Genomic DNA, 19,701 nt, shown 5'->3' with positions numbered 1-19,701 from the left:
CCTTCCAGTCGATATCTTTTAGAGGTCGTCAATATAACCCAGACTTCTTAGTGCGCGTTCATCATCGGCCCAGCCAGATTTGACTTTGACCCACAGCTCCAAATAAACCTTACGTTCGAAAAGCTCTTCCATATCAAGACGAGCTTCACGACCAATGGTTTTGATCTTATCGCCACCTTTACCAATCACCATCCGTTTCTGACCATTTCGCTCGACCAGAATCAGGCCGTTTATCTCGAAGCCATCTGTTTCTGGATTATAGTCAAAACGCTCAATCTCAACGGTGACGGAGTAAGGTAACTCATCGCCAGTGAAGCGCATTAGCTTCTCGCGGATGATCTCTGACGCCATAAAGCGCTGGGAGCGGTCAGTGACGTACTCTTCAGGAAAATACCAGTCACACTCGGGCAGAGCATTACGCACCAGCTTTTCGACAACATCAATGTTGGTGCCATGCTTTGCTGACACAGGAACCACGTCGACAAACTTCATTTTCTGGCTAATTTCCTGCAGGTGCGGGAACAACTCGCCCTTTTCTCTGACATTATCGACTTTATTGACCAGCAGAACCGTCGGTAACTCAGATTTCTGAAGCTTGTTCAGTACCATTTCGTCATCTTTGGTCCAGTGAGTGCCATCAACCAGAAACAGTACCAGCTCAACATCAGTCAACGAGCTGGAAGCAGCTCGGTTCATAAGACGATTAATGGTGCGCTTTTCCTCAATGTGCAGTCCCGGTGTATCGACATATACCGCCTGATAACCATCGCGAGTGTCAACACCCATGATGCGGTGACGGGTGGTCTGAGGCTTACGGGATGTGATCGAAAGCTTCTGCCCAACCAAACGGTTGAGCAGTGTCGACTTACCCACATTGGGACGACCTACGATGGCGATAAAGCCGCAGTGTTGTTTATCTGTCATGAGTCCAGCTTCTGTAATGCCAGTTCTGCAGCGGCCTGTTCTGCCTTGCGTCGGCTGCTACCTTTACCTACGACAGGTCGCTCCAGACCCGTTACTTCACATTCAACGGTAAATTGCTGATTGTGTGCCTCACCCTGTACCTTAGTCACATTATAGGCTGGTAAGGGCTTGCGACGTCCCTGCAGGAACTCCTGCAACCGGGTTTTCGGGTCTTTCTGGCTTGCACCCGGCTTGATAGTGTCAAGTCGGCTTTGATACCAGTTAAGAACAATTCCACGGACCGTTTCCAGATCGCTGTCGAGATAAATAGCGCCAATAATGGCTTCAATCGCATCAGCAAGGATGGACTCGCGGCGGAAACCGCCACTTTTCAATTCACCCGGGCCTAACATCAGCACATCGCCCAATTCAAACTCACGGCCCAGTTCAGCCAGAGTATTGCCGCGAACCAGTGTGGCACGCATGCGGCTCATGTCGCCTTCATCAACGCTCGGGAAACGGTGGTAGAGATCATCAGCAATAACGAAACTCAAAATAGAATCGCCCAGAAACTCAAGACGCTCGTTGTGCTTACTGTTGGCACTGCGGTGAGTCAGGGCGAGACTAAGGTGCGCCGAATCAGCAAATTGATAGCCGATACGACGCTGTAATTTATTAATCAGTGTTGTCATGTTACTCCAAGCTAAATAATACCGCCGACGCGATTAAAGCGAACACCGACGGGAACCCAGGATGGCAGCACGCTGTCAGCCTGTTTGTCAAATTCGAAACTGATCCAGATACCAACAGCCTTACCCACCAGATTGTGCTCAGGTACAAAACCCCAGAAACGGCTGTCACGGCTGTTGTCACGGTTATCCCCCATCACGAAGTACTGACCTTGCGGCACCGTCCATTCATTTTTACCACTGATCGCTGCGTAACGACCGCTTTGATTAGGTAATAGAGGGTTAACCAGTATCTGATGAGGAACCTTACCCAGCGTTTCCTCAGCTTGAACCAAATTGATCCCCTGCTGAGTGAATGGGCTTGTCTCTACCTTGTCGATAGGCAGTAGCTCGCACTGACTTTCGCCTTTTCGCTGAATACACAGGCGCTTTTGTTCGTCGTAGCGAACTTTGTCACCTGGTAAGCCAACGATGCGTTTAATGAAGTCAACATTCGGATCTTCAGGGTACTTAAACACAGCAACATCGCCACGCTCGGGCTTACCCGTTTCAAGTAATGTATGACGGAAAACAGGATCCTTAACACCATATGAGAACTTCTCAACGAGGATAAAGTCCCCGACAAGAAGGGTTGGCATCATTGAGCCTGATGGTATCTGAAAAGGCTCGTAAATAAACGAGCGCAGTACCGTCACCAAGGCGATCACGGGGAACACAGAGGCAAGGTTTTCTACCCATATTGGCTGAGGAGCAATTGCCTCAACCTGCTCAGTGTCGATATCTTCAGCAGTCAGACTCAATGTCTGCGCTGCCTTCAACACACGACGGGGAGCCCAGACAAATTTGTCCAGTGCCCATATGAGCCCCGTCAGCAAAGTGGCAACCACCAAAATAAGTGAAAACGTATTAGCCATTCATGTTCCCCTGAATCAATTCCCTGTTTTTATTTGTCTTTTCCAACGTGCAGAATGGCGAGGAACGCTTCCTGAGGCAGCTCAACATTACCGATCTGCTTCATACGTTTCTTACCTTCTTTCTGTTTCTGCAACAGTTTTTTCTTACGGCTGACATCACCGCCATAACACTTGGCGGTTACGTTTTTGCGCAACTGCTTCACGGTTGAGCGAGCAATGATGTGGTTACCAATCGCTGCCTGAATCGCAATATCAAACTGCTGACGTGGGATGAACTCTTTCATCTTCTCAACCAGATCACGACCTCTGCTTTGAGAGTGATCTTTGTGCGTGATGATAGCCAGCGCGTCAACGGTATCGCCGTTTAGCAGGATGTCGACACGTACCATGTCTGATACCTGATAGTTCTGGAAACCATAATCCAACGATGCGTAACCACGCGACGTTGATTTCAGGCGATCAAAGAAATCCAGCACCACTTCAGACATTGGGATGTCATAAGTGAGGGCAACCTGATTACCGTGATAAACCATATCGACCTGCGTGCCTCGTTTCTCAACACACAAGGTAATAACGTTACCCAGATAGTCGGTCGGTACCAGGATGTGGCAGCGGGCAACCGGCTCACCAATAGTGTCGATGTCGTTCACTGCGGGCAGTTTTGCCGGGCTGTCGACATAAATGACTTCACCATTGGTTCTTGTCACCTCGTACACCACTGTCGGTGCGGTAGTGATCAGGTCAAGGTTGTATTCACGCTCCAGACGCTCCTGAATGATCTCCATGTGCAGCATGCCAAGGAAACCACAACGGAAGCCAAAGCCAAGCGCCGCAGAGTTTTCTGGTTCATAAAAGAGTGATGCATCATTGAGGCTAAGCTTGCCAAGTGCATCACGGAAGTTTTCGTAGTCGTCAGACGATACCGGGAACAGACCTGCATAAACCTGTGGTTTTACTTTCTGGAAACCAGGTAGCGCAACGTCGGCACCGTGCTTGGCATGTGTCAGGGTGTCCCCCACTGGCGCGCCAAGGATGTCTTTAATACCACAGACAACCCAGCCAACCTCACCCGTTCTCAGACCCTGTGTATCAGTCTGTTTTGGTGAGAAGATACCAATGCGATCAACACCCCAGACCTGGCCTGTACTCATCACCTTGATCTTGTCACCTTTTTTAAGTTCGCCATTTTTAATGCGAACCAGTGACACGACACCCAAGTAGTTGTCGAACCAAGAGTCAATGATCAGTGCCTGTAATGGCGCTTCAGGATCGCCCTCAGGGGCCGGGATTTTCTTAACAATATCTTCCAGAACCAGATCGACGCCGATACCTGTTTTCGCTGAGCAACGGGTAGCTTCTGTTGCGTCAATGCCAACGATGTCTTCTATTTCTTCGGCAACACGGTCAGGATCAGCTGCTGGCAGGTCAATCTTATTCAAAATGGGTACGACTTCGTGGTCCATTTCGATAGCGGTGTAACAGTTAGCCAGCGTCTGAGCCTCTACACCCTGGCCAGCATCAACCACCAGAAGCGCACCTTCACACGCAGCCAAAGAGCGGGAAACTTCGTAAGAGAAGTCAACGTGTCCCGGCGTATCGATGAAGTTAAGTTGATATTCATTACCATCTAAAGCTTTGTAGTTCAGAGTCACACTCTGCGCTTTGATGGTAATACCGCGCTCACGCTCGAGATCCATGGAGTCAAGAACCTGGGCTTCCATTTCACGGTCGCTAAGACCGCCACAGACCTGGATCAAGCGATCAGAAAGGGTCGACTTACCGTGGTCGATGTGGGCAATAATCGAAAAATTACGAATGTGCTTCATAGGTGGTGTGACTAACTCGTTATAAAAAGATTCGCGATCATATGATCAAGTGGCGGGATTCTACCGAAATTAACGGCTACTCGCTATCCTCAGATGTAGCATTTGTCACCAGTTCACCATCAACCGGCTTGCCAAGGACGCGTAAAATCGTGGGTTGATAGCCAGGTTGTCGCTCAAGTGACTTAGATATTTTTCTGGCAAGCACTGCCCCTATTAAAGCAAAAATGGCAGAGATAACAATAACAGTGCCCTCACCACCCTCTGCTAAATCGGCAAAGAACTGTCCAAACAATGCGCCCAGAATCAAAAAGAACAAAGGCAACACATAGACCACGAGGGCGGACTTAAGCATTGCGTGCTCTTGTAAGCCGATTTCAACCAAGGTACCAATTGCGAGCGGCTTTTCAGAGGGTATCTCAATATCGAGTGTTTTTCCCGGTAGTGCTTTACTGACTATCCCAGTGCCGCAATCGCTTTGTGAGCCACAACTGCCGCAGCTTGTCTGCTGAGTCGAACTCAGGCGAAGTCGTCCATTATGATAAGAACGTACTTCAGCCATCGCGGTGATCATGATTTGTTACCCTGCTTGCCCGAAAAAAACCGGACAGACTCAGCCACGGCCTTCGCAGTTGCAGGAGGTATATCACCGACGACAGTGATTTCTGCTGAGCCTTTGACAATACTGTGCATGGTCCTGCGACCAAGTCTCACCTTCTGCTCACGCACCGACATGTCGTCAGCATCGGCGACATAGACAGAGAAACTAAATAAACCGTCGCTGAACATCTGGCTCTCAACAGGTCGGCTCGTCAACATGAGACGATGGCGGTTTCGATAAACCGGAACAAAGCCAGTAGGTAGCGACGAGACTTCCCATCCCATGTCCACATCTTTATTTGTCGGAACATGGACAACTGGAGGAACGTCTGTCTCTGCAAGCTTACTGAGTAATTGACCAATCTTGGGCGTGATTGCAAGCGAGGTCACCCTGTATTGCTCCAAAGGCTCCCCATCTCTGTCCAGCACATCAGCTCTCAACAAAAGATGGCTGTTGTCTTCAATCCAAAGTACGTAGGAATAGCGACTCTCATCTTTTGGCGAAACCCGGACAACATTGGTTGCCATGCCCGCCTCACGCGCTCTACCCAAGGAAACAAAGTTGTATAGCGCAGGAAGTTTATCGACATTTGTCTGCATGATCGAAGGCAAAGGTGCCACTATTTGACCACTTTCGATAGTGAAAGCATCAAGTCCCGGCTCGAAATAGCTCACCTCTTTGCCACGACGAATCACTTCACGACTCGGACCACTGAGATAAAGGATATGCCCGAGTGACTTACCACCCACCACGGCATGCCTGAACCTTAGCGGCTGGATACTGTTTTTACGGACATGGATATATGAGAGTTCGTAACTGAGTTCACGACTGGCTGAGTCCATTTGCTCAACCAAATCAAAGGCGGCATCTTTAGCCGCCATTGCTGCGGGGGACAGGGTCAAGATGGCAAGAGCACCGACCCAAAACGCTTTCTTCAAACTTTATTTCTCTATTTTTGCAAGTCTTGCTCTGTATCGGCTGACTTGGCATTGAGCCTGAGTTGTAACTCAAAATCCTGAAGCAGTGCGTTGATTCTTCGACGCTGCTCCCTCAGTTGTTCTTCAGAAAGTGTAGTATTTGAACGCTCAGTTTCACTATTTATACTCACTGGTTCTGCAGCACCGGAAAATGGAACAGTTTCAAGAACGGGAGGCTGCGAACCTACTTCGGAAGAATACAAATCTGTTGTTGGGTTTTGGCTTTGAACCCCAACAATAATCGCCATACACACTGCAGCGGCCATACCCACCTGACCTAAAGGCTGCAACCATCCCGGCAAAGTGAAACTACCCGGACGAGGCTGTGATTCTTTGTGTGGTTGTATGACAGGTGTTGATTGAACCGGTGGCATCTCTTGCGACGCTTTGCTATGCGAAGGCTCATCTTCAAGTGCCGCGCTCACGCGCGATGCAATATCCCAGTCCAACGACGCAGGAGCATCCCCGCGAAGCGTATCTCGGATAACACTGTAGCTTTTCCACGACTCTTGCGCTGATTTATCGCTTCCGAGCGCTGCCACCAGCCTTTTGTCGTTGTCCTCGCCATCGAATAATGCGGAGACGTTTTCTTTTTCAGCCATTTATTTCACCGTTTAACAATACGTCTTAACTATACGTCGGTTATTGTTTAATAAGCGGATTGACACGTTTATCAACCGCTTCTCTGGCTCGGAAAATGCGGGACCTGACGGTTCCTACGGGGCATTCCATCACCTCTGCAATTTCCTCATAGCTCAAGCCGTCAATCTCACGGAGTGTGATCGCGACTTTCAACTCCTCAGGCAGTGTTTCAATCGTATTGAAAACTACCTGCTTCAGTTGTTCTGACAACATTAGGTTCTCAGGGTTCGAAATTTCTTTCAGTGCACCACCATTTTCAAAGTTTTCAGCTTCATCTGCATCAATATCACTAGATGGAGGTCGCCGCCCCTGAGCTACCAGATGATTCTTTGCTGTGTTCACTGCTATTCGGTACAGCCACGTGTAAAACGCACTGTCACCGCGAAAGCCGGGGATAGCCCGGTATGCTTTGATAAAGGCTTCCTGCGCAACGTCCTGTATGTCGCCATGATTAGTGACGTAGCGGGATATCAAGTTACACACTTTGTTCTGATATTTAATGACAAGCAGATTAAACGCCTGTTTGTCACCATTCTGAACCCTTTCAATCAGTGCCTGATCTGTCTGCTGCTCGCTCATTCGAGCACATTCTCCTTGTTTTTTGGCATCTGAGGGCCACGTATGGCTCAGTCCAAAGTTATTTTAGTCCGCAATCCTAGCACCAATAAACGCTGATTTCATGGCACACGATATGTTGCGACACGTTAATAGCAGACATGTTGATGTGAACATCAGAAAAAAAAATAGTTCCAAATATTCTCTGGCGGGTGTTCAAGTTTTGATCTTGCTCGGCAAATTCTACCAGAAGACTGGACCTGACTTCAGCTAAGTCTCCGCACTTTCCGAAGAAGCTAAATAACCGTTGCCTTGGGATCAAGATACTCGGATGTTGTCCGATAGTGTACAATCGGACATCACAATGAAAGACACAACGATGCATGGAACACGGTAATCGCTGCATTCAAAGCCATTATCGGCGTTTTTAGGGTACAGGAAAGGTATGAAACAACACCGAGACCATTTATGTGATGTGCTGGTGATTGGTAGTGGCGCAGCGGGGTTGTCGCTGGCGCTTCGACTGGCGCAGACACACAAAGTTATCGTACTAAGCAAAGGACCGTGGAATGAAGGGGCCACCCTTTATGCGCAGGGAGGTATCGCCGCAGTCTTTGACGAGGACGACTCGATAGAGTCGCATGTTCAGGATACGCTCATTGCGGGCGCAGGCCTCTGTGATGAAGAGACAGCAAAATTCATTGCTGAGAACGCAAAGCCATGTGTTCAGTGGCTTATTGACAGTGGTGTTCCTTTTGACAAAGAAGAGGACAACAACAGTGATTCGCCGAAATTCCATCTCACACGGGAAGGGGGGCACAGCCACAGACGGATCCTTCATGCCGCAGACGCAACCGGGCAGGCAGTACAGACATCACTGCAAGAGAATGTTCACCTCCATCCCAATATCACGGTATTGGAACGCCACAACGCACTCGATTTGATCACCCGTAAAAAGGTTGGTCAGAAAGGAAAAGATCGGGTTCTTGGGGCTTATGTGTGGAATCGAAAGAAAGAAGCAGTGGAAACTGTTCGCTCCAGATTTGTAGTACTGGCAACAGGCGGAGCCTCCAAGGTTTATCAGTACACCTCCAATCCAGATGTTTCTTCAGGCGACGGTATTGCCATGGCATGGCGCGCGGGATGCCGGGTTGCAAACCTTGAATTCAATCAATTTCATCCAACCTGCCTCTTCCATCCAGAAGCTCGAAACTTTCTGTTAACTGAGGCTCTGAGAGGAGAAGGGGCTTACCTGAAGCGTCCAGACGGTAGCCGCTTTATGCCTGAGTTTGACTCACGGGCCGAACTCGCGCCGAGGGATGTAGTTGCACGGGCCATTGACTACGAAATGAAACGTCTGGGTGCCGACTGTATGTACCTGGATATCAGCCATAAAGACTCAGCATTTATCATCAAACATTTTCCTACCATCTACGAAAAACTGCTGACCTTTGGTTTTGACCTGACGAAAGAACCTATCCCCATTGTGCCGGCCGCTCATTATACCTGTGGTGGTGTCGTCGTTGACCACAATGGTCTCACCGATCTCTCCGGGCTTTACGCTATTGGTGAAGTGAGTTACACCGGGTTACATGGTGCCAACCGTATGGCGTCAAACTCACTGCTCGAGTGTGTGGTTTACGCATGGTCTGCCGCCTGTCACATTGAAGCGGATACCGAGCATGACATCTCGCAGATGAAACTGCCAAGCTGGGATGACAGTCAGGTCAGTTGTTCAGATGAAGAGGTGGTTATCCAGCATAACTGGCACGAACTAAGACTGTTGATGTGGGATTATGTTGGCATTGTGCGTTCAACCAAGCGACTGGAGAGAGCCCTGAGGCGCATTGAACTTCTGAAACAGGAAGTCAACGAGTACTACAGTAACTTCCGGGTCTCCAACAACCTGCTTGAATTGCGTAACCTTCTTCAGGTGTCTGAGCTAATGGTTCGCTGTGCCATGGCAAGAAAAGAGAGCCGTGGATTGCACTACACCATTGACTATCCGGACAAAGCAGAAAACAGCAAACCCACTGTTTTGACGCCAGAGAACCATTAGTCTGGACGTGTAAACAAAGAGTGTTTGAGCGAAATTCTGCTACAAACAAAAAACCCGCAAATGCGGGTTTTTTTATTTCTGCTGTGCATTATGCATTGAAAGCGGAAATTGCCTTTTCTAGCGACCCCGCCTGAACCGCAACATTGGTTGCGACCTGACTGTTCTCTTCACTGATTTGACTGGTTGTTGAAGTGATTTCCTGAATCTTGTGCACGTTCTGATTCACCTCTCTGGCGACCATACTCTGCTCTTCAACAGCAGTGGCAATCTGAGTACTCATATCCATGATTTGCTGCATATCCGCCATAATATTGTCCAAACCCGTTGCCGCGTCTGAGACATAAGAGACAGATTCTTCACCGTACTGCTGACACGATGAGATTTGAGACACAACCTGCTCGGTTTGTTTCTGCAGTGACGTGATCATATCGTCAATTTCTTCTGTCGACTGGTGGGTACGGTTTGCCAGTGATCTTACTTCGTCGGCTACAACCGCAAATCCACGGCCCTGCTCACCTGCACGGGCCGCCTCGATAGCAGCGTTAAGTGCTAGCAGGTTCGTCTGTTCGGAGATTTCCTTGATAACATCCACGACGCTGCCGATCTTCTGAGACAGAGAGAGCAAGCTCTGAATTTCGTCGCTCGCGCGGCCAAGATCCTGAGACAAAGTACCAATTGCAGTTCGGGTAGATTGCATGGTTTCAAAACCTTGCTGAGCACGATCCAGACTTTGTCCGGCATTAGATGCCGCCATTTCAGTGCGCGAGGCAATTTCGTGGATGGTCGATTCCATTTCACTCACCGCAGTCGCTGCCAATTCAGTCTCACTTCGTTGATTAGTCAGTGCGTGCTCCGCATCAGAAGTACGGCTCTTCACCTCTGATGCAGCAGTATTCAGCGTCATAATTGACCCTTTTACCTGACTGATTAGTTGCTGACATTGCTCCAGAACCCGGTTGAAATCACTCGCAACCTGGCCCAGCTCATCATTGGTTTCTGCATTGGCACGCAGAGTCAGATCATGCGTGTCAGCGACCTCAGACATGGTGGAGAGCAGATTTCCCACACCACGTTGAATCACACGACTCACCCAGGCCGTAAACGAAAACAGTAAAGCGATTATCGCGACAAGGCTACCAACCAACCACAACCAAATTGCGTTTTCAGCTGAACGCGTCGCTGTCGACAATGCTTCATGCATATCATCAAAATTGCTTTCAACTGCATGTGATTGACTGCGTATTTTACCCAATAAGCCTGATTTGTGGTCCAGCCCAAGTAACTTCTGCTGCTGATGGATAGATTTAGCCAGCGCAAGTTGTTTGCCCATCAAATCCAGATCAAGCTCGTCAGTCGCGGACACTGCCTTGAGATAATTGTCGAATGTCTCCGGTGAACGGTTGTATTGCAGAAGCTCAGTAAGGCTGACCAAACGATTGGCGGCGAATTGACTGTTCACCTCTGATGAAGAAGCAAGCAATGAATCATTTATGACGGCCAGTTGTCCGCGAAGGCCCGACTTAGTACTGAGGCCCAGTACTTCATAACCTTTGACCAATTCAGCAAAGCCTCGGGAATACTCCTCCATTGCCCGGTTTACAGGCCCTTCCTGCGGCAACAAAATCCCAGATTGAGTAATACCGTCCCGAAGCTCTGTGAACAGCTCATCGAAACGTTGTTTGTTCTTGATGAATTTATTGAGGTATTTGATATCAAATCGGGCAAGAAAGTCTTTCTCATTGCGGCGAAGATTCAGCAGCACCACCTCCATCTGCGCAACGCGTAACTGATTGCTTTCAAGACGTAATAGCGACTCATTGGCTTTTAACATCACTCCGGAGAAGATCACTAGAGATAGCCCTGCTACGAGAGACAGTAACTGCATTCTTGTTTTTATCTTCACTCTTGATACCCCCTGAGACAATTGCAGTCTCATCAAAAAATGTTGTCAGGTTTGTAAGTTGTCTCGAAGGATATCGGCGATCAGCGGGAAAATTGCGACTAAAACTCAATCTTATCGATGTAAATGGAACCGCAATCAAATATTACGAGTCCTGAGTCCCAAAATTATTCTGGAGAGATGGCGGTAGCAGTCAGTCGACACCGCGTCGGAAAACAAGGGGATATACGTTGTTTTGTCGGTATCCGAGATCTTCAGAACAATACACAGTCGGGACAACACCACGACACGCTGAATAGAAAATGGGCGCTCAGAAAGTATGAGACGACCATCCAAACGCAGTTGATAAAAACCGCACAGCGCGTGAAGCGCAGAGGACTTTGTCTGTCGATCGGAAAGAAGTATTGTGAGTATCAATGCCCGACACTCTAGCGGAAGTGCGGTTGCCAGAAACGCGACCGCTGCAAGAAGCAGGTACACCCCCCACAGTAAGCACTCTGCCCATCGCGAAGGGTATAGCCAGAAACTAACGCAGTTTGCTTCTGTTGTGCGAAACAACGGTTTCTGTCATTGCCAACATACGAGGATCGTCGCTGTGGCCATGTCCCATTAGCCAAGCGAACAGATCCGGATCATCGCACTTTAAGAAGTCGATAAAATCAATCTGCCCCTGCTCAGACAAGTTATCAAAGCATTCATCAAAGAACGGGTTCAATATTACGTCCAGCTCCAGCATGCCTCGGCGACATGCCCATTTCACTCGCGCTCTTTCTTCTGCGCTTATCATAAAGACCTCATTCCGGTGAAGATTTCTCAGCTTACATCGCCCGGGATGGCATCCTGCACCCTCAGGCTATTGGCATATACTACCAATGGCAGCGATATGGGGCTATGGCAAGCCTTTTCCAACCATATAGCCTGTGATCACGCCGACAATAATCTACTACGATGCCAATCAATCGGGGCTGACATTCTGGTGGTCAGGATTTAACATGTTGTCTAACTATCGACAACGCGAGAGACACCATGACAACCTGGTACCAACGGCAGCCTTTTTCTCGTCTGCCACTGACGTCTTCATCACCTATGCCTTCCTTATCTCTGGTGAGTCTGGATCACCTGTCCCTGGTAACTGCTGTTGGTGACGACACCATGAGCTATTTACAAGGACAGCTGACCTGTGACCTCATATCAATGGAAAAGGGAAAATCAACACTGGCAGCGCATTGCGATGCGAAAGGAAAAGTGTGGTCGGTACTGAGATTGTTTCATCATGCAGATGGCATTGCCTATGTGCAGTCCGCCTCCCTCTCTGGTGCTCAACTCACTGAGCTCAAGAAATATGCGGTTTTCTCCAAAACAACCATTGAAGCAAGCGAACTTGTGCTGCTGGGCTTAATGGGTGAAAACGCTGACAGCACAATCGAAAGGATGTTTTCGGCCACAGCCGAGGTGACGCCAACCCAGAGCGGAACTGCAGTTAAAATTGAAGCCAATCGCTGGCTTCTAGCCGTGAATGAAGCTGAAGCTGATGACATTTTATCTCAGCTTAGTGGAGAGGCTGAACTGGCTGACTCATCTCTGTGGACGCTGGCTGACTTACGTGCAGCGCTGCCCTTACTGCATGAAAATAATATCAGTGAGTTCATTCCACAAGCGTTGAATCTGCAGGTCATTGGTGATGCTATCAGCTTCAAAAAAGGCTGTTATACCGGGCAGGAAACTGTTGCCAGAGCCAAATATCGTGGCATAAACAAGCGGGCTGCGTTTCTGCTAACTGGTGAAGCAAGCACTGCACCACAACCTGGCGATACGATTGAGCGAAGTGTTGGTGAAAACTGGCGCAGTGGTGGCGCAGTTCTCTCTGGATACAGGTTTGATGATGGCAAAGTACTGGCTCTGGCAGTACTGCCAAATAACCTTGATGACGATAGTCAGTTTAGACCAGCCAATGAACCAGACTGCCGTCTGGAGATCATCCAACTGCCCTACTCGCTGGAAGATAATGACTGATAAAATGACTGCATTTACTTCATCAGTAGTCACTGACCTACTGGACAGAGAATCTGTCCAGTATAAGGTGTTACATCACTCGGGTATCGCCAAGACCATCGAAGAGGCAGCCAGCCAACGTGGAGTCGCCCCTGATCAGATGGTTAAATCCATATTACTCAGGGACATGAGTGGCTTCCATGTATTGGCTTGCCTGCCGGGTTCAGCCAGTGTCGATCCGAAAAAAGTCCGTGCTGTATTTGGCTGTAAGAGAATGACATGCGCAGACAGTTCTCAGGTAAAGTCAGTAACGGGCTTTTCACCGGGGACGGTAACGCCTGTTGCCTTGAAAACCTGGCTTCCTGTCGTGTTCGATAACGCATTGGAATCAAATAAAAAGGTAAATATAAGCAGTGGCACACAATTGGCTGGCCTAGAGCTTGAATTTAATGATTTAGTAACACTATGTAACCCTATGTTTGCTGATATATCACGATAAAGACACTAACTTTTATCTTTTAGTGTCAATATTGTCAGCGTTTTATATGAACCTTGTAACCATATTTAACAAAAAAAGCTCGTTTATTAGCTTTTTAACCTCAATGAGTTATTTCTTACATTTTTCTTGATCGATTGGCTGTTTAGTCACGTTAGTTTAATGCATCTGGCGTTATAATCCCGCCGCCAGATGCCCGGATAGAATTATCTGGGTAGACGGAGTTGGCTAGTCATGTCGGAAGACATAGAAAAATAAAAAAGGAATTTCTAATGCGAATGTTTAATCGATATGTCCCGCTGATGATTGCCAGGCATGTCCAGCGCTTGTTCTCTGGTCGCCTGCATATCAATGGAAAGGGAGATTTCGAGTTTCAACAGGGCCTGCTTAAGCCGCCGGAAAATGCTGAGGTTCAACATTACCGCACGGTAAAGGAAATTAATCAGGAAATTCGGAGATTACGGACTGAGTAAGCCTGTTCGCTTAGCCAAAAAAACCAACACCGCGCTCTGCGCGGTGTTTTTCTTTCGTCGACTCAACACTGACAGCTAAGGCCTAGTCACTGTCTTCCTCGTCAAGTAACTCAGCATAACTTTCAGCATCAAGTAATTCGTTAAGTTCCGCGTCATCGCTGATAGTCAGTTGGAATAGCCAGCCATCACCGTAGGGATCAGAGTTAACCAGTTCGGGCGACGACTCTAGATCCTCATTCACCGCCACTACCTTACCCGTCAACGGCGAATAAACGTCTGAGGCAGCCTTAACAGACTCAGCCACCGCACAGTCGTCGCCAGCATCTACAAGGTCATCGACATCAGGTAAATCGATAAACACCATATCGCCAAGCAGCGACTGAGCATGGTCAGAAATACCCACAGTGTAAACTCCATTCCCTTCGGGACGGATCCATTCATGGGTCGTCGCGTACTTAAGATCTGACGGAATATCGCTCATAAATCAGCATCCTTCTTACTGAATAATTGGTAAGCCTACCTGTCGTTAATTTACATACAGTCTCTGTAAGGCAAGGTAGAAAAGCCCGACAACAACTGCAAGTAAATTCATTAGCAACGATAAAATTTCTTTAAGCTGATCATACCTCTTTGCCATGGTAATGATAGCGTAACAAAAGATGGCACAATAATTTCGCGTCTTATGCGGACGCTTCTTTGCTAATATGCACATCCATCTGCGGATAAGGGATCTCAATACCTTCGCTATCTAATCCCTCTTTGATAGCTTGCATCAAATCGAAATACACAGGCCAGTAGTCTCCGGTATTCACCCAAGGTCGCACAACCAAATTAACGGATGAATCAGCAAGCGCCACTACCCCGATTGTTGTGGCTGGATTTGAAAGGATGCGCGGTTCTGCAGCCACAATATCAGCCAGTATCGCTTTGGTTTTTTTTAAGTCTGCGTTGTATGAAACACCGATAGTCAGATCGATTCGGCGGGTGTTGTGCGTGGAATAGTTTGTGATTGCACTGCCAATAACCGAGCCATTGGGAACAACCACCATTTTATTGTCTGGTGTGGTCAGTACGGTCGAAAAAAGCTGAATAGAAGCAACGGAGCCTGATACTCCGGCCACTTCAACAAAATCTCCAGATTTGAAGGGGCGGAACATCACAATTAAAACGCCAGCAGCAAAGTTAGATAGCGACCCTTGAAGAGCAAGGCCGACAGCAAGGCCTGCAGCACCAATAACAGCAACAATAGAAGCGGTTTGAACACCCAACCGACCGAGTGCTGCGATGAGTACAATAACGAACAGGAGATAACGGACAAACGTATGAACAAAATCAACGATAGTCGAGTCGAACTTTTTACGGCGCAGTACTTCTGCAACACCATTCGCAACGGCTTTTACCACCATGTTACCAATAACGAGGATTAATATGGCCGTTATAACATTCACACCATACTGGATGATTAGCTCCTGATTATTCTGCAACCAGCTAGTCGCCGTTGCTGCTGCATTCCCTATTGTATTTTCTTCACTCATCGCGATCTCACTTATTGTTTGACGTAGCCAACCTCACAGCCATTCGGATATCAGCCAGCAGGTGTGTCTGGCCAATGAACACTTTGATCGGTACTTTGTTTGAACGAGCTGTAATCGAAAGGAAAAGTGTAACGTTTATCTACAGGAGCACCTTGGCTCAATACTTGAACAGATAAAGAAAAACCCGCTAATAAATAGCGGGTTTTTAATCTTCGATCACACAGTTGCCTGTGTAATGAATATGTCTTACAGCACGTCGATAGCGTTCAGGTCAGAAAACGCCTGCTCAAGACGAGTTACCATTGATTCCTGCGCTTTACGCAGCCAAACACGTGGATCGTAGAATTTCTTGTTTGGCGCATCTTCACCGGTTGGGTTACCGATTTGGCCTTGCAGGTACGCTTCGTTTTCAACATAGTAAGTGCGGATGCCGTTCCAAGTCGCCCACTGAGTATCAGTATCGATATTCATTTTGATCACACCGTAGCCGATAGATTCTTCGATCTCAGCTTGTGATGAACCAGAACCACCGTGGAATACAAAGTTAAGTGCATTAGGAGCAATATCAAACTTCTCAGCACAGTAAGCCTGTGAGTCACGTAGGATAGTTGGAGTCAGCACAACGTTACCTGGCTTGTAAACACCATGAACGTTACCGAAAGAGGCTGCGATAGTGAAACGGTGACTGATAGCGTTCAACTTTTCGTAAGCGTAAGCAACATCTTCTGGAGACGTGTAAAGCTCAGACTGATCCATATCAGTGTTGTCTACGCCGTCTTCCTCACCACCAGTACAACCCAGTTCGATTTCCAGTGTCATGTTCATCTTAGCCATACGCTCGAGGTATTTGCCACAGATGTCGATGTTTTCTTCCAGAGACTCTTCAGACAGATCAATCATGTGTGAAGAGAACAGTGGCTTACCAGTTTGCTCATAGAAAGCTTCACCAGCGTCCAGCAGACCGTCGATCCACGGCAAAAGTTTTTTCGCAGCGTGGTCGGTGTGCAGAATAACGGGTACGCCATAAGATTCAGCAACGGCGTGAACGTACTTAGCACCTGCAATAGCACCTGCTACCTGTGAACCCTGACCTTCCAGCTTCAGGCCTTTACCTGCGAAGAAAGCTGCACCACCGTTTGAAAACTGAATAACAACAGGCGCTTTAACCTTTGCAGCAGCTTCCAAAACAGCGTTGATTGAATCAGTGTTTACAACGTTTACCGCTGGCAGAGCAAACTTCTGCTCTTTAGCAATTTCAAATACTTTCTGAACGTCGTCACCAGAGATAACGCCAGGTTTTACGAAATCAAAAATCTTAGACATAGCTATAGTCCTATTTAAACTGTCTTTTGATAATTTTCAGTCCGGCTAACGAGTCAGCCGGATGCAATTCAGCAAACGTTTGCGAACAACGCGGTGCATTGTACCCAAACCAGATACCAAAGCCATCATTCTCTGGTATCCAACAGAGGTCCAGTTCCTCTGTTCTTTCATTTCATTAGCTGTTGGCGCGCTGCTCAAGCATTTCAACAGCTGGAAGCTTCTTACCTTCAACGAACTCTAGGAAAGCACCGCCACCCGTTGAGATATAAGACACCTGCTCTTTGATACCGTACTTATCAATCGCTGCCAGCGTGTCGCCACCACCCGCAATAGAGAAGCCTTCAGAGTCAGCAATTGCCTTAGAGACAATTTCAGTACCTTTACCAAATTGCTCAATTTCGAAGACACCAACAGGGCCATTCCACAAAATGGTTTTGGCATTCTTAATGATTTCAGCCAAGTGATGTGCTGAATCAGGGCCGATATCCAGCACCATATCGTCTTCAGCGATATCACCTGCCGCTTTAATTGTCGCTTCTGCAGACTCAGAAAACTCTTTTGCACACACGACATCAGTCGCTACTGGCACATCAGTTTGCGACATCAGAGTATTTGCGGTTTCAACCAGGTCGGCCTCATACAGTGACTTACCGACATTTTGGCCTGTTGCCGCGATGAAGGTATTGGCGATACCACCACCAACAACAACCTGATCAGCAATTTTTGCCAGTGACTCCAGCACGGTCAGCTTCGTTGACACTTTTGAACCACCAACGATAGCCACCATTGGTCGGGCTGGGTTGTCCAAAGCCTGACCTAAGGCTTCAAGTTCTGCGGCCAACAATGGGCCTGCGCAAGCTACTGGCGCATGCATGCCAACGCCATGAGTTGATGCCTGCGCACGGTGTGCAGTACCGAACGCATCCATAACAAAGACATCACACAGTGCTGCGTACTGTTCTGACAGAACTTCGTCGTTTTTCTTTTCGCCTTTGTTAAAGCGAACGTTTTCCAGTACAACCAACTCACCGGCATTTAGCTCAAGTCCGTCTAGGTACTCTTTCGCCAGTTTGACATCACATGCCAGAGCGTCGTTAAGATAATTAACGACAGGTTGCAGAGAAAACTCTTCTGCATACTCGCCTTCAGTTGGACGGCCCAGATGAGACGTCACCATTACTTTCGCACCAGCTTCAAGACACTGCTTAATCGTTGGCAGTGAAGCCAGAATACGTGCGTCAGACGTTACTTTACCTTCTTTGACTGGCACATTCAGATCAGCACGGATCAGCACGCGTTTACCGGCCAGATCCAAATCAGTCATTTTAATTACAGACATATTCGCTCTCTCTTAACTCAAATTTAAAAGAATCCATTTAAAAGTCGGCCCACAAAGAGACTCCAAGCAGAGCCTCAGGAAAAATCTTTCATCGCTAATGCGGTATCCAGCATCCGATTAGCAAACCCCCACTCGTTATCGCACCAAACCAACATTTTTATCAGATGTTGGTTACTGACTCGTGTCTGCGAGCCATCAACAATGGCGCTGTGAGGATCATGAATAAAATCGTTAGAAACCAGGGGGGCTTCGGTATAGTCCACAATACCTGTCAATGTACACTGAGCAGCCTCTTTGAGGGCTTGATTTATGTCATGAACATCGACGTCAGTATGAACAGTCACACTTAAATCCATCGCGGTGACGTTTATGGTGGGGACGCGGACAGAAATAGCTTCAAACTTCTCAGCGAACTCAGGAAAGATACGGCCAATGCCGAGATGGAGCTTGGTATCTACCGGAATAATGGATTGGCTGGCCGCCCGGGTTCGTCTGAGATCAGTATGATAAGCATCAATCACTTGCTGATCATTCATGGAAGAGTGGATCGTGGTGATGGTGCCTGATTGAATGCCAAATTTCTCATCCAGCACTTTAATAACGGGCACAATGCAGTTGGTGGTGCATGAGCCGTTAGACACTATGGTATGTTCAGGTTTCAGGGAGTCGTGGTTAACACCAAAGATGACAGTGTTATCGAGGTGATGGCCACCCGGGTGCGAGAAAAGAACTTTTTTTGCGCCGGCATCAATATGTGCCTGACCATGTTCTCGTTCTCCAAATACCCCTGTGCACTCCAGCACGATATCAATATCCAGATCCGCCCATGGCAATAAATGGATATCCGGCTGGTGCAAAATGCGCACCTTATCGCCACCGATATTGAGGTGCTCCTGACTAAAACTGACCTCTTCTTTAAATCGGCCATGGCAGGAGTCGTACTTTAATAAGTGTGCCATGCCTTCAGGCTCCGCCAACTCATTAATCGCGATAACCTGAATCTGATCCTTTTTTTCGCTCTCGTACAATGCACGGAGCACGCTTCGACCTATTCGGCCAAATCCGTTAATTGCAATGCGTAATGCCATTTCCCTATACACACAACATAGTTATGAAAAGCGACGGCTAGTTTATCTCATGAATGGAAAAGGCGCACTAAGAATGTGACGCCACTCCCAGCACTTCAGTGAGTTAGTTGATGATAACCGCTGATTGCACAATATCCAACCAACCAACCGGGGAATATCAAAATAGATAACTATATAATTATGATGAGACAGTCTTAGTCACTGTCATTAACTCATAATTCGACGCTTCATAAGGAAACACTCCGTATTTTCTTTTGGGATTACCTAAACACAACTCTCAGCTAAAAAGGGAGGATTTAGGAAACCTGTCGATTAGGGCAAAAACCCAACTTCACATGAAAAACTTTAGGAAACGTTCGCGTTAAATTATGCAAAATAATCATTTAAAACAG

Annotated in this window: 21 protein-coding genes; 4 read left to right on the top strand and 17 right to left on the bottom strand. The window is 47.7% G+C overall.

Features of this window, described 5'->3' with window-relative positions; genetic code table 11:
• Window positions 1–18 precede the first annotated feature (18 nt).
• The 8 genes from era to rpoE form a co-directional block, all read right to left on the bottom strand.
• Window positions 19–924, bottom strand: coding sequence for a GTPase Era (era, locus tag A8L45_RS11415; protein ID WP_068902325.1), 906 nt, complete (start codon window positions 922–924; stop codon window positions 19–21).
• Window positions 921–1,595, bottom strand: coding sequence for a ribonuclease III (rnc, locus tag A8L45_RS11410; protein ID WP_068902323.1), 675 nt, complete (start codon window positions 1,593–1,595; stop codon window positions 921–923). Before rnc ends, era begins: the two co-directional genes overlap by 4 nt.
• Window positions 1,596–1,606: 11 nt before the next feature.
• Window positions 1,607–2,506 carry a signal peptidase I gene (gene lepB / locus A8L45_RS11405; RefSeq protein ID WP_068902322.1) on the bottom strand — a complete coding sequence of 300 codons (900 nt, stop codon included), beginning with the start codon at window positions 2,504–2,506 and terminating at the stop codon, window positions 1,607–1,609.
• Window positions 2,507–2,535: 29 nt separating this feature from the next.
• Complete coding sequence (gene lepA, locus A8L45_RS11400) at window positions 2,536–4,332, bottom strand: translation elongation factor 4 (protein WP_068902320.1); 1,797 nt, start codon at window positions 4,330–4,332, stop codon at window positions 2,536–2,538.
• 76 nt (window positions 4,333–4,408) lie between these two features.
• A complete protein-coding gene (locus A8L45_RS11395; RefSeq protein WP_068902318.1) occupies window positions 4,409–4,903 on the bottom strand; it encodes a SoxR reducing system RseC family protein in 495 nt (164 codons plus the stop codon).
• The gene (gene rseB, locus A8L45_RS11390) at window positions 4,900–5,868 is read right to left on the bottom strand and encodes a sigma-E factor regulatory protein RseB (protein ID WP_281181513.1); all 969 of its coding nucleotides are present in this window, start codon (window positions 5,866–5,868) and stop codon (window positions 4,900–4,902) included. The genes A8L45_RS11395 and rseB overlap by 4 nt, the downstream gene beginning before the upstream one ends.
• An 11-nt stretch (window positions 5,869–5,879) precedes the next feature.
• Entirely contained in the window at window positions 5,880–6,509 is a 630-nt protein-coding gene (locus tag A8L45_RS11385) for an RseA family anti-sigma factor (RefSeq protein WP_068902316.1), read from the bottom strand.
• Between the two features lie 40 nt (window positions 6,510–6,549).
• Window positions 6,550–7,128 (bottom strand): RNA polymerase sigma factor RpoE, encoded by a 579-nt coding sequence (gene rpoE / locus A8L45_RS11380; protein ID WP_068902314.1) that lies wholly within the window; start codon window positions 7,126–7,128, stop codon window positions 6,550–6,552.
• Window positions 7,129–7,549: 421 nt separating this feature from the next.
• Here rpoE and nadB point away from each other — a divergent pair, with 421 nt between their 5' ends.
• On the top strand, window positions 7,550–9,163 hold the full coding sequence (gene nadB / locus A8L45_RS11375; protein ID WP_068902312.1) for an L-aspartate oxidase: 1,614 nt from the start codon (window positions 7,550–7,552) through the stop codon (window positions 9,161–9,163).
• An 88-nt stretch (window positions 9,164–9,251) separates the two neighbouring features.
• Here nadB and A8L45_RS11370 read toward each other — a convergent pair whose 3' ends face one another.
• The 3 genes from A8L45_RS11370 to A8L45_RS11360 all read right to left on the bottom strand — a co-directional run bounded on the left by A8L45_RS11370 (window position 9,252) and on the right by A8L45_RS11360 (window position 11,850).
• On the bottom strand, window positions 9,252–11,066 hold the full coding sequence (locus tag A8L45_RS11370) for a methyl-accepting chemotaxis protein (RefSeq protein ID WP_068902311.1): 1,815 nt from the start codon (window positions 11,064–11,066) through the stop codon (window positions 9,252–9,254).
• Between the two features lie 135 nt (window positions 11,067–11,201).
• Window positions 11,202–11,621, bottom strand: a complete 420-nt coding sequence (locus A8L45_RS24175; RefSeq protein WP_139122362.1) for a protein YgfX — start codon at window positions 11,619–11,621, stop codon at window positions 11,202–11,204.
• Window positions 11,590–11,850 (bottom strand): FAD assembly factor SdhE, encoded by a 261-nt coding sequence (locus A8L45_RS11360; protein WP_068902307.1) that lies wholly within the window; start codon window positions 11,848–11,850, stop codon window positions 11,590–11,592. The genes A8L45_RS24175 and A8L45_RS11360 overlap by 32 nt, the downstream gene beginning before the upstream one ends.
• A gap of 239 nt (window positions 11,851–12,089) precedes the next feature.
• On the opposite strand from A8L45_RS11360, the gene ygfZ reads away from it, so the two are divergent.
• From ygfZ to A8L45_RS11345, 3 genes are all read left to right on the top strand, one after another.
• Entirely contained in the window at window positions 12,090–13,076 is a 987-nt protein-coding gene (ygfZ, locus tag A8L45_RS11355; protein WP_068902305.1) for a tRNA-modifying protein YgfZ, read from the top strand.
• Complete coding sequence (locus A8L45_RS11350) at window positions 13,069–13,554, top strand: aminoacyl-tRNA deacylase (RefSeq protein ID WP_245680703.1); 486 nt, start codon at window positions 13,069–13,071, stop codon at window positions 13,552–13,554. The genes ygfZ and A8L45_RS11350 overlap by 8 nt, the downstream gene beginning before the upstream one ends.
• 269 nt (window positions 13,555–13,823) lie before the next feature.
• Complete coding sequence (locus A8L45_RS11345) at window positions 13,824–14,024, top strand: DUF1107 domain-containing protein (RefSeq protein ID WP_068902303.1); 201 nt, start codon at window positions 13,824–13,826, stop codon at window positions 14,022–14,024.
• An 82-nt stretch (window positions 14,025–14,106) separates the two neighbouring features.
• Here the strand turns inward: A8L45_RS11345 and gcvH are convergent, their stop codons facing one another.
• The 6 genes from gcvH to epd all read right to left on the bottom strand — a co-directional run bounded on the left by gcvH (window position 14,107) and on the right by epd (window position 19,309).
• Window positions 14,107–14,496 carry a glycine cleavage system protein GcvH gene (gene gcvH / locus A8L45_RS11340; protein ID WP_349266995.1) on the bottom strand — a complete coding sequence of 130 codons (390 nt, stop codon included), beginning with the start codon at window positions 14,494–14,496 and terminating at the stop codon, window positions 14,107–14,109.
• Between the two features lie 208 nt (window positions 14,497–14,704).
• Window positions 14,705–15,559 carry a mechanosensitive ion channel domain-containing protein gene (locus tag A8L45_RS11335; RefSeq protein WP_068902299.1) on the bottom strand — a complete coding sequence of 285 codons (855 nt, stop codon included), beginning with the start codon at window positions 15,557–15,559 and terminating at the stop codon, window positions 14,705–14,707.
• Between the two features lie 246 nt (window positions 15,560–15,805).
• Window positions 15,806–16,882, bottom strand: a complete 1,077-nt coding sequence (gene fbaA, locus A8L45_RS11330; protein ID WP_068902297.1) for a class II fructose-bisphosphate aldolase — start codon at window positions 16,880–16,882, stop codon at window positions 15,806–15,808.
• 45 nt (window positions 16,883–16,927) lie between these two features.
• Window positions 16,928–17,053 carry a hypothetical protein gene (locus A8L45_RS25510; protein WP_281181512.1) on the bottom strand — a complete coding sequence of 42 codons (126 nt, stop codon included), beginning with the start codon at window positions 17,051–17,053 and terminating at the stop codon, window positions 16,928–16,930.
• Window positions 17,054–17,057: 4 nt separating this feature from the next.
• Complete coding sequence (locus A8L45_RS11325; protein ID WP_068902295.1) at window positions 17,058–18,221, bottom strand: phosphoglycerate kinase; 1,164 nt, start codon at window positions 18,219–18,221, stop codon at window positions 17,058–17,060.
• Between the two features lie 74 nt (window positions 18,222–18,295).
• Window positions 18,296–19,309: an erythrose-4-phosphate dehydrogenase gene (epd, locus tag A8L45_RS11320; protein WP_068902292.1), complete on the bottom strand. Its 1,014-nt coding sequence runs from the start codon at window positions 19,307–19,309 to the stop codon at window positions 18,296–18,298.
• Window positions 19,310–19,701 lie beyond the last annotated feature (392 nt).

The organism is Veronia pacifica, from assembly GCF_001707825.1.
GTDB lineage: Bacteria > Pseudomonadota > Gammaproteobacteria > Enterobacterales > Vibrionaceae > Veronia > Veronia pacifica.
Note: the sequence above shows the minus strand (reverse complement) of the source record. Positions and strands in the feature narration are given on the sequence as shown.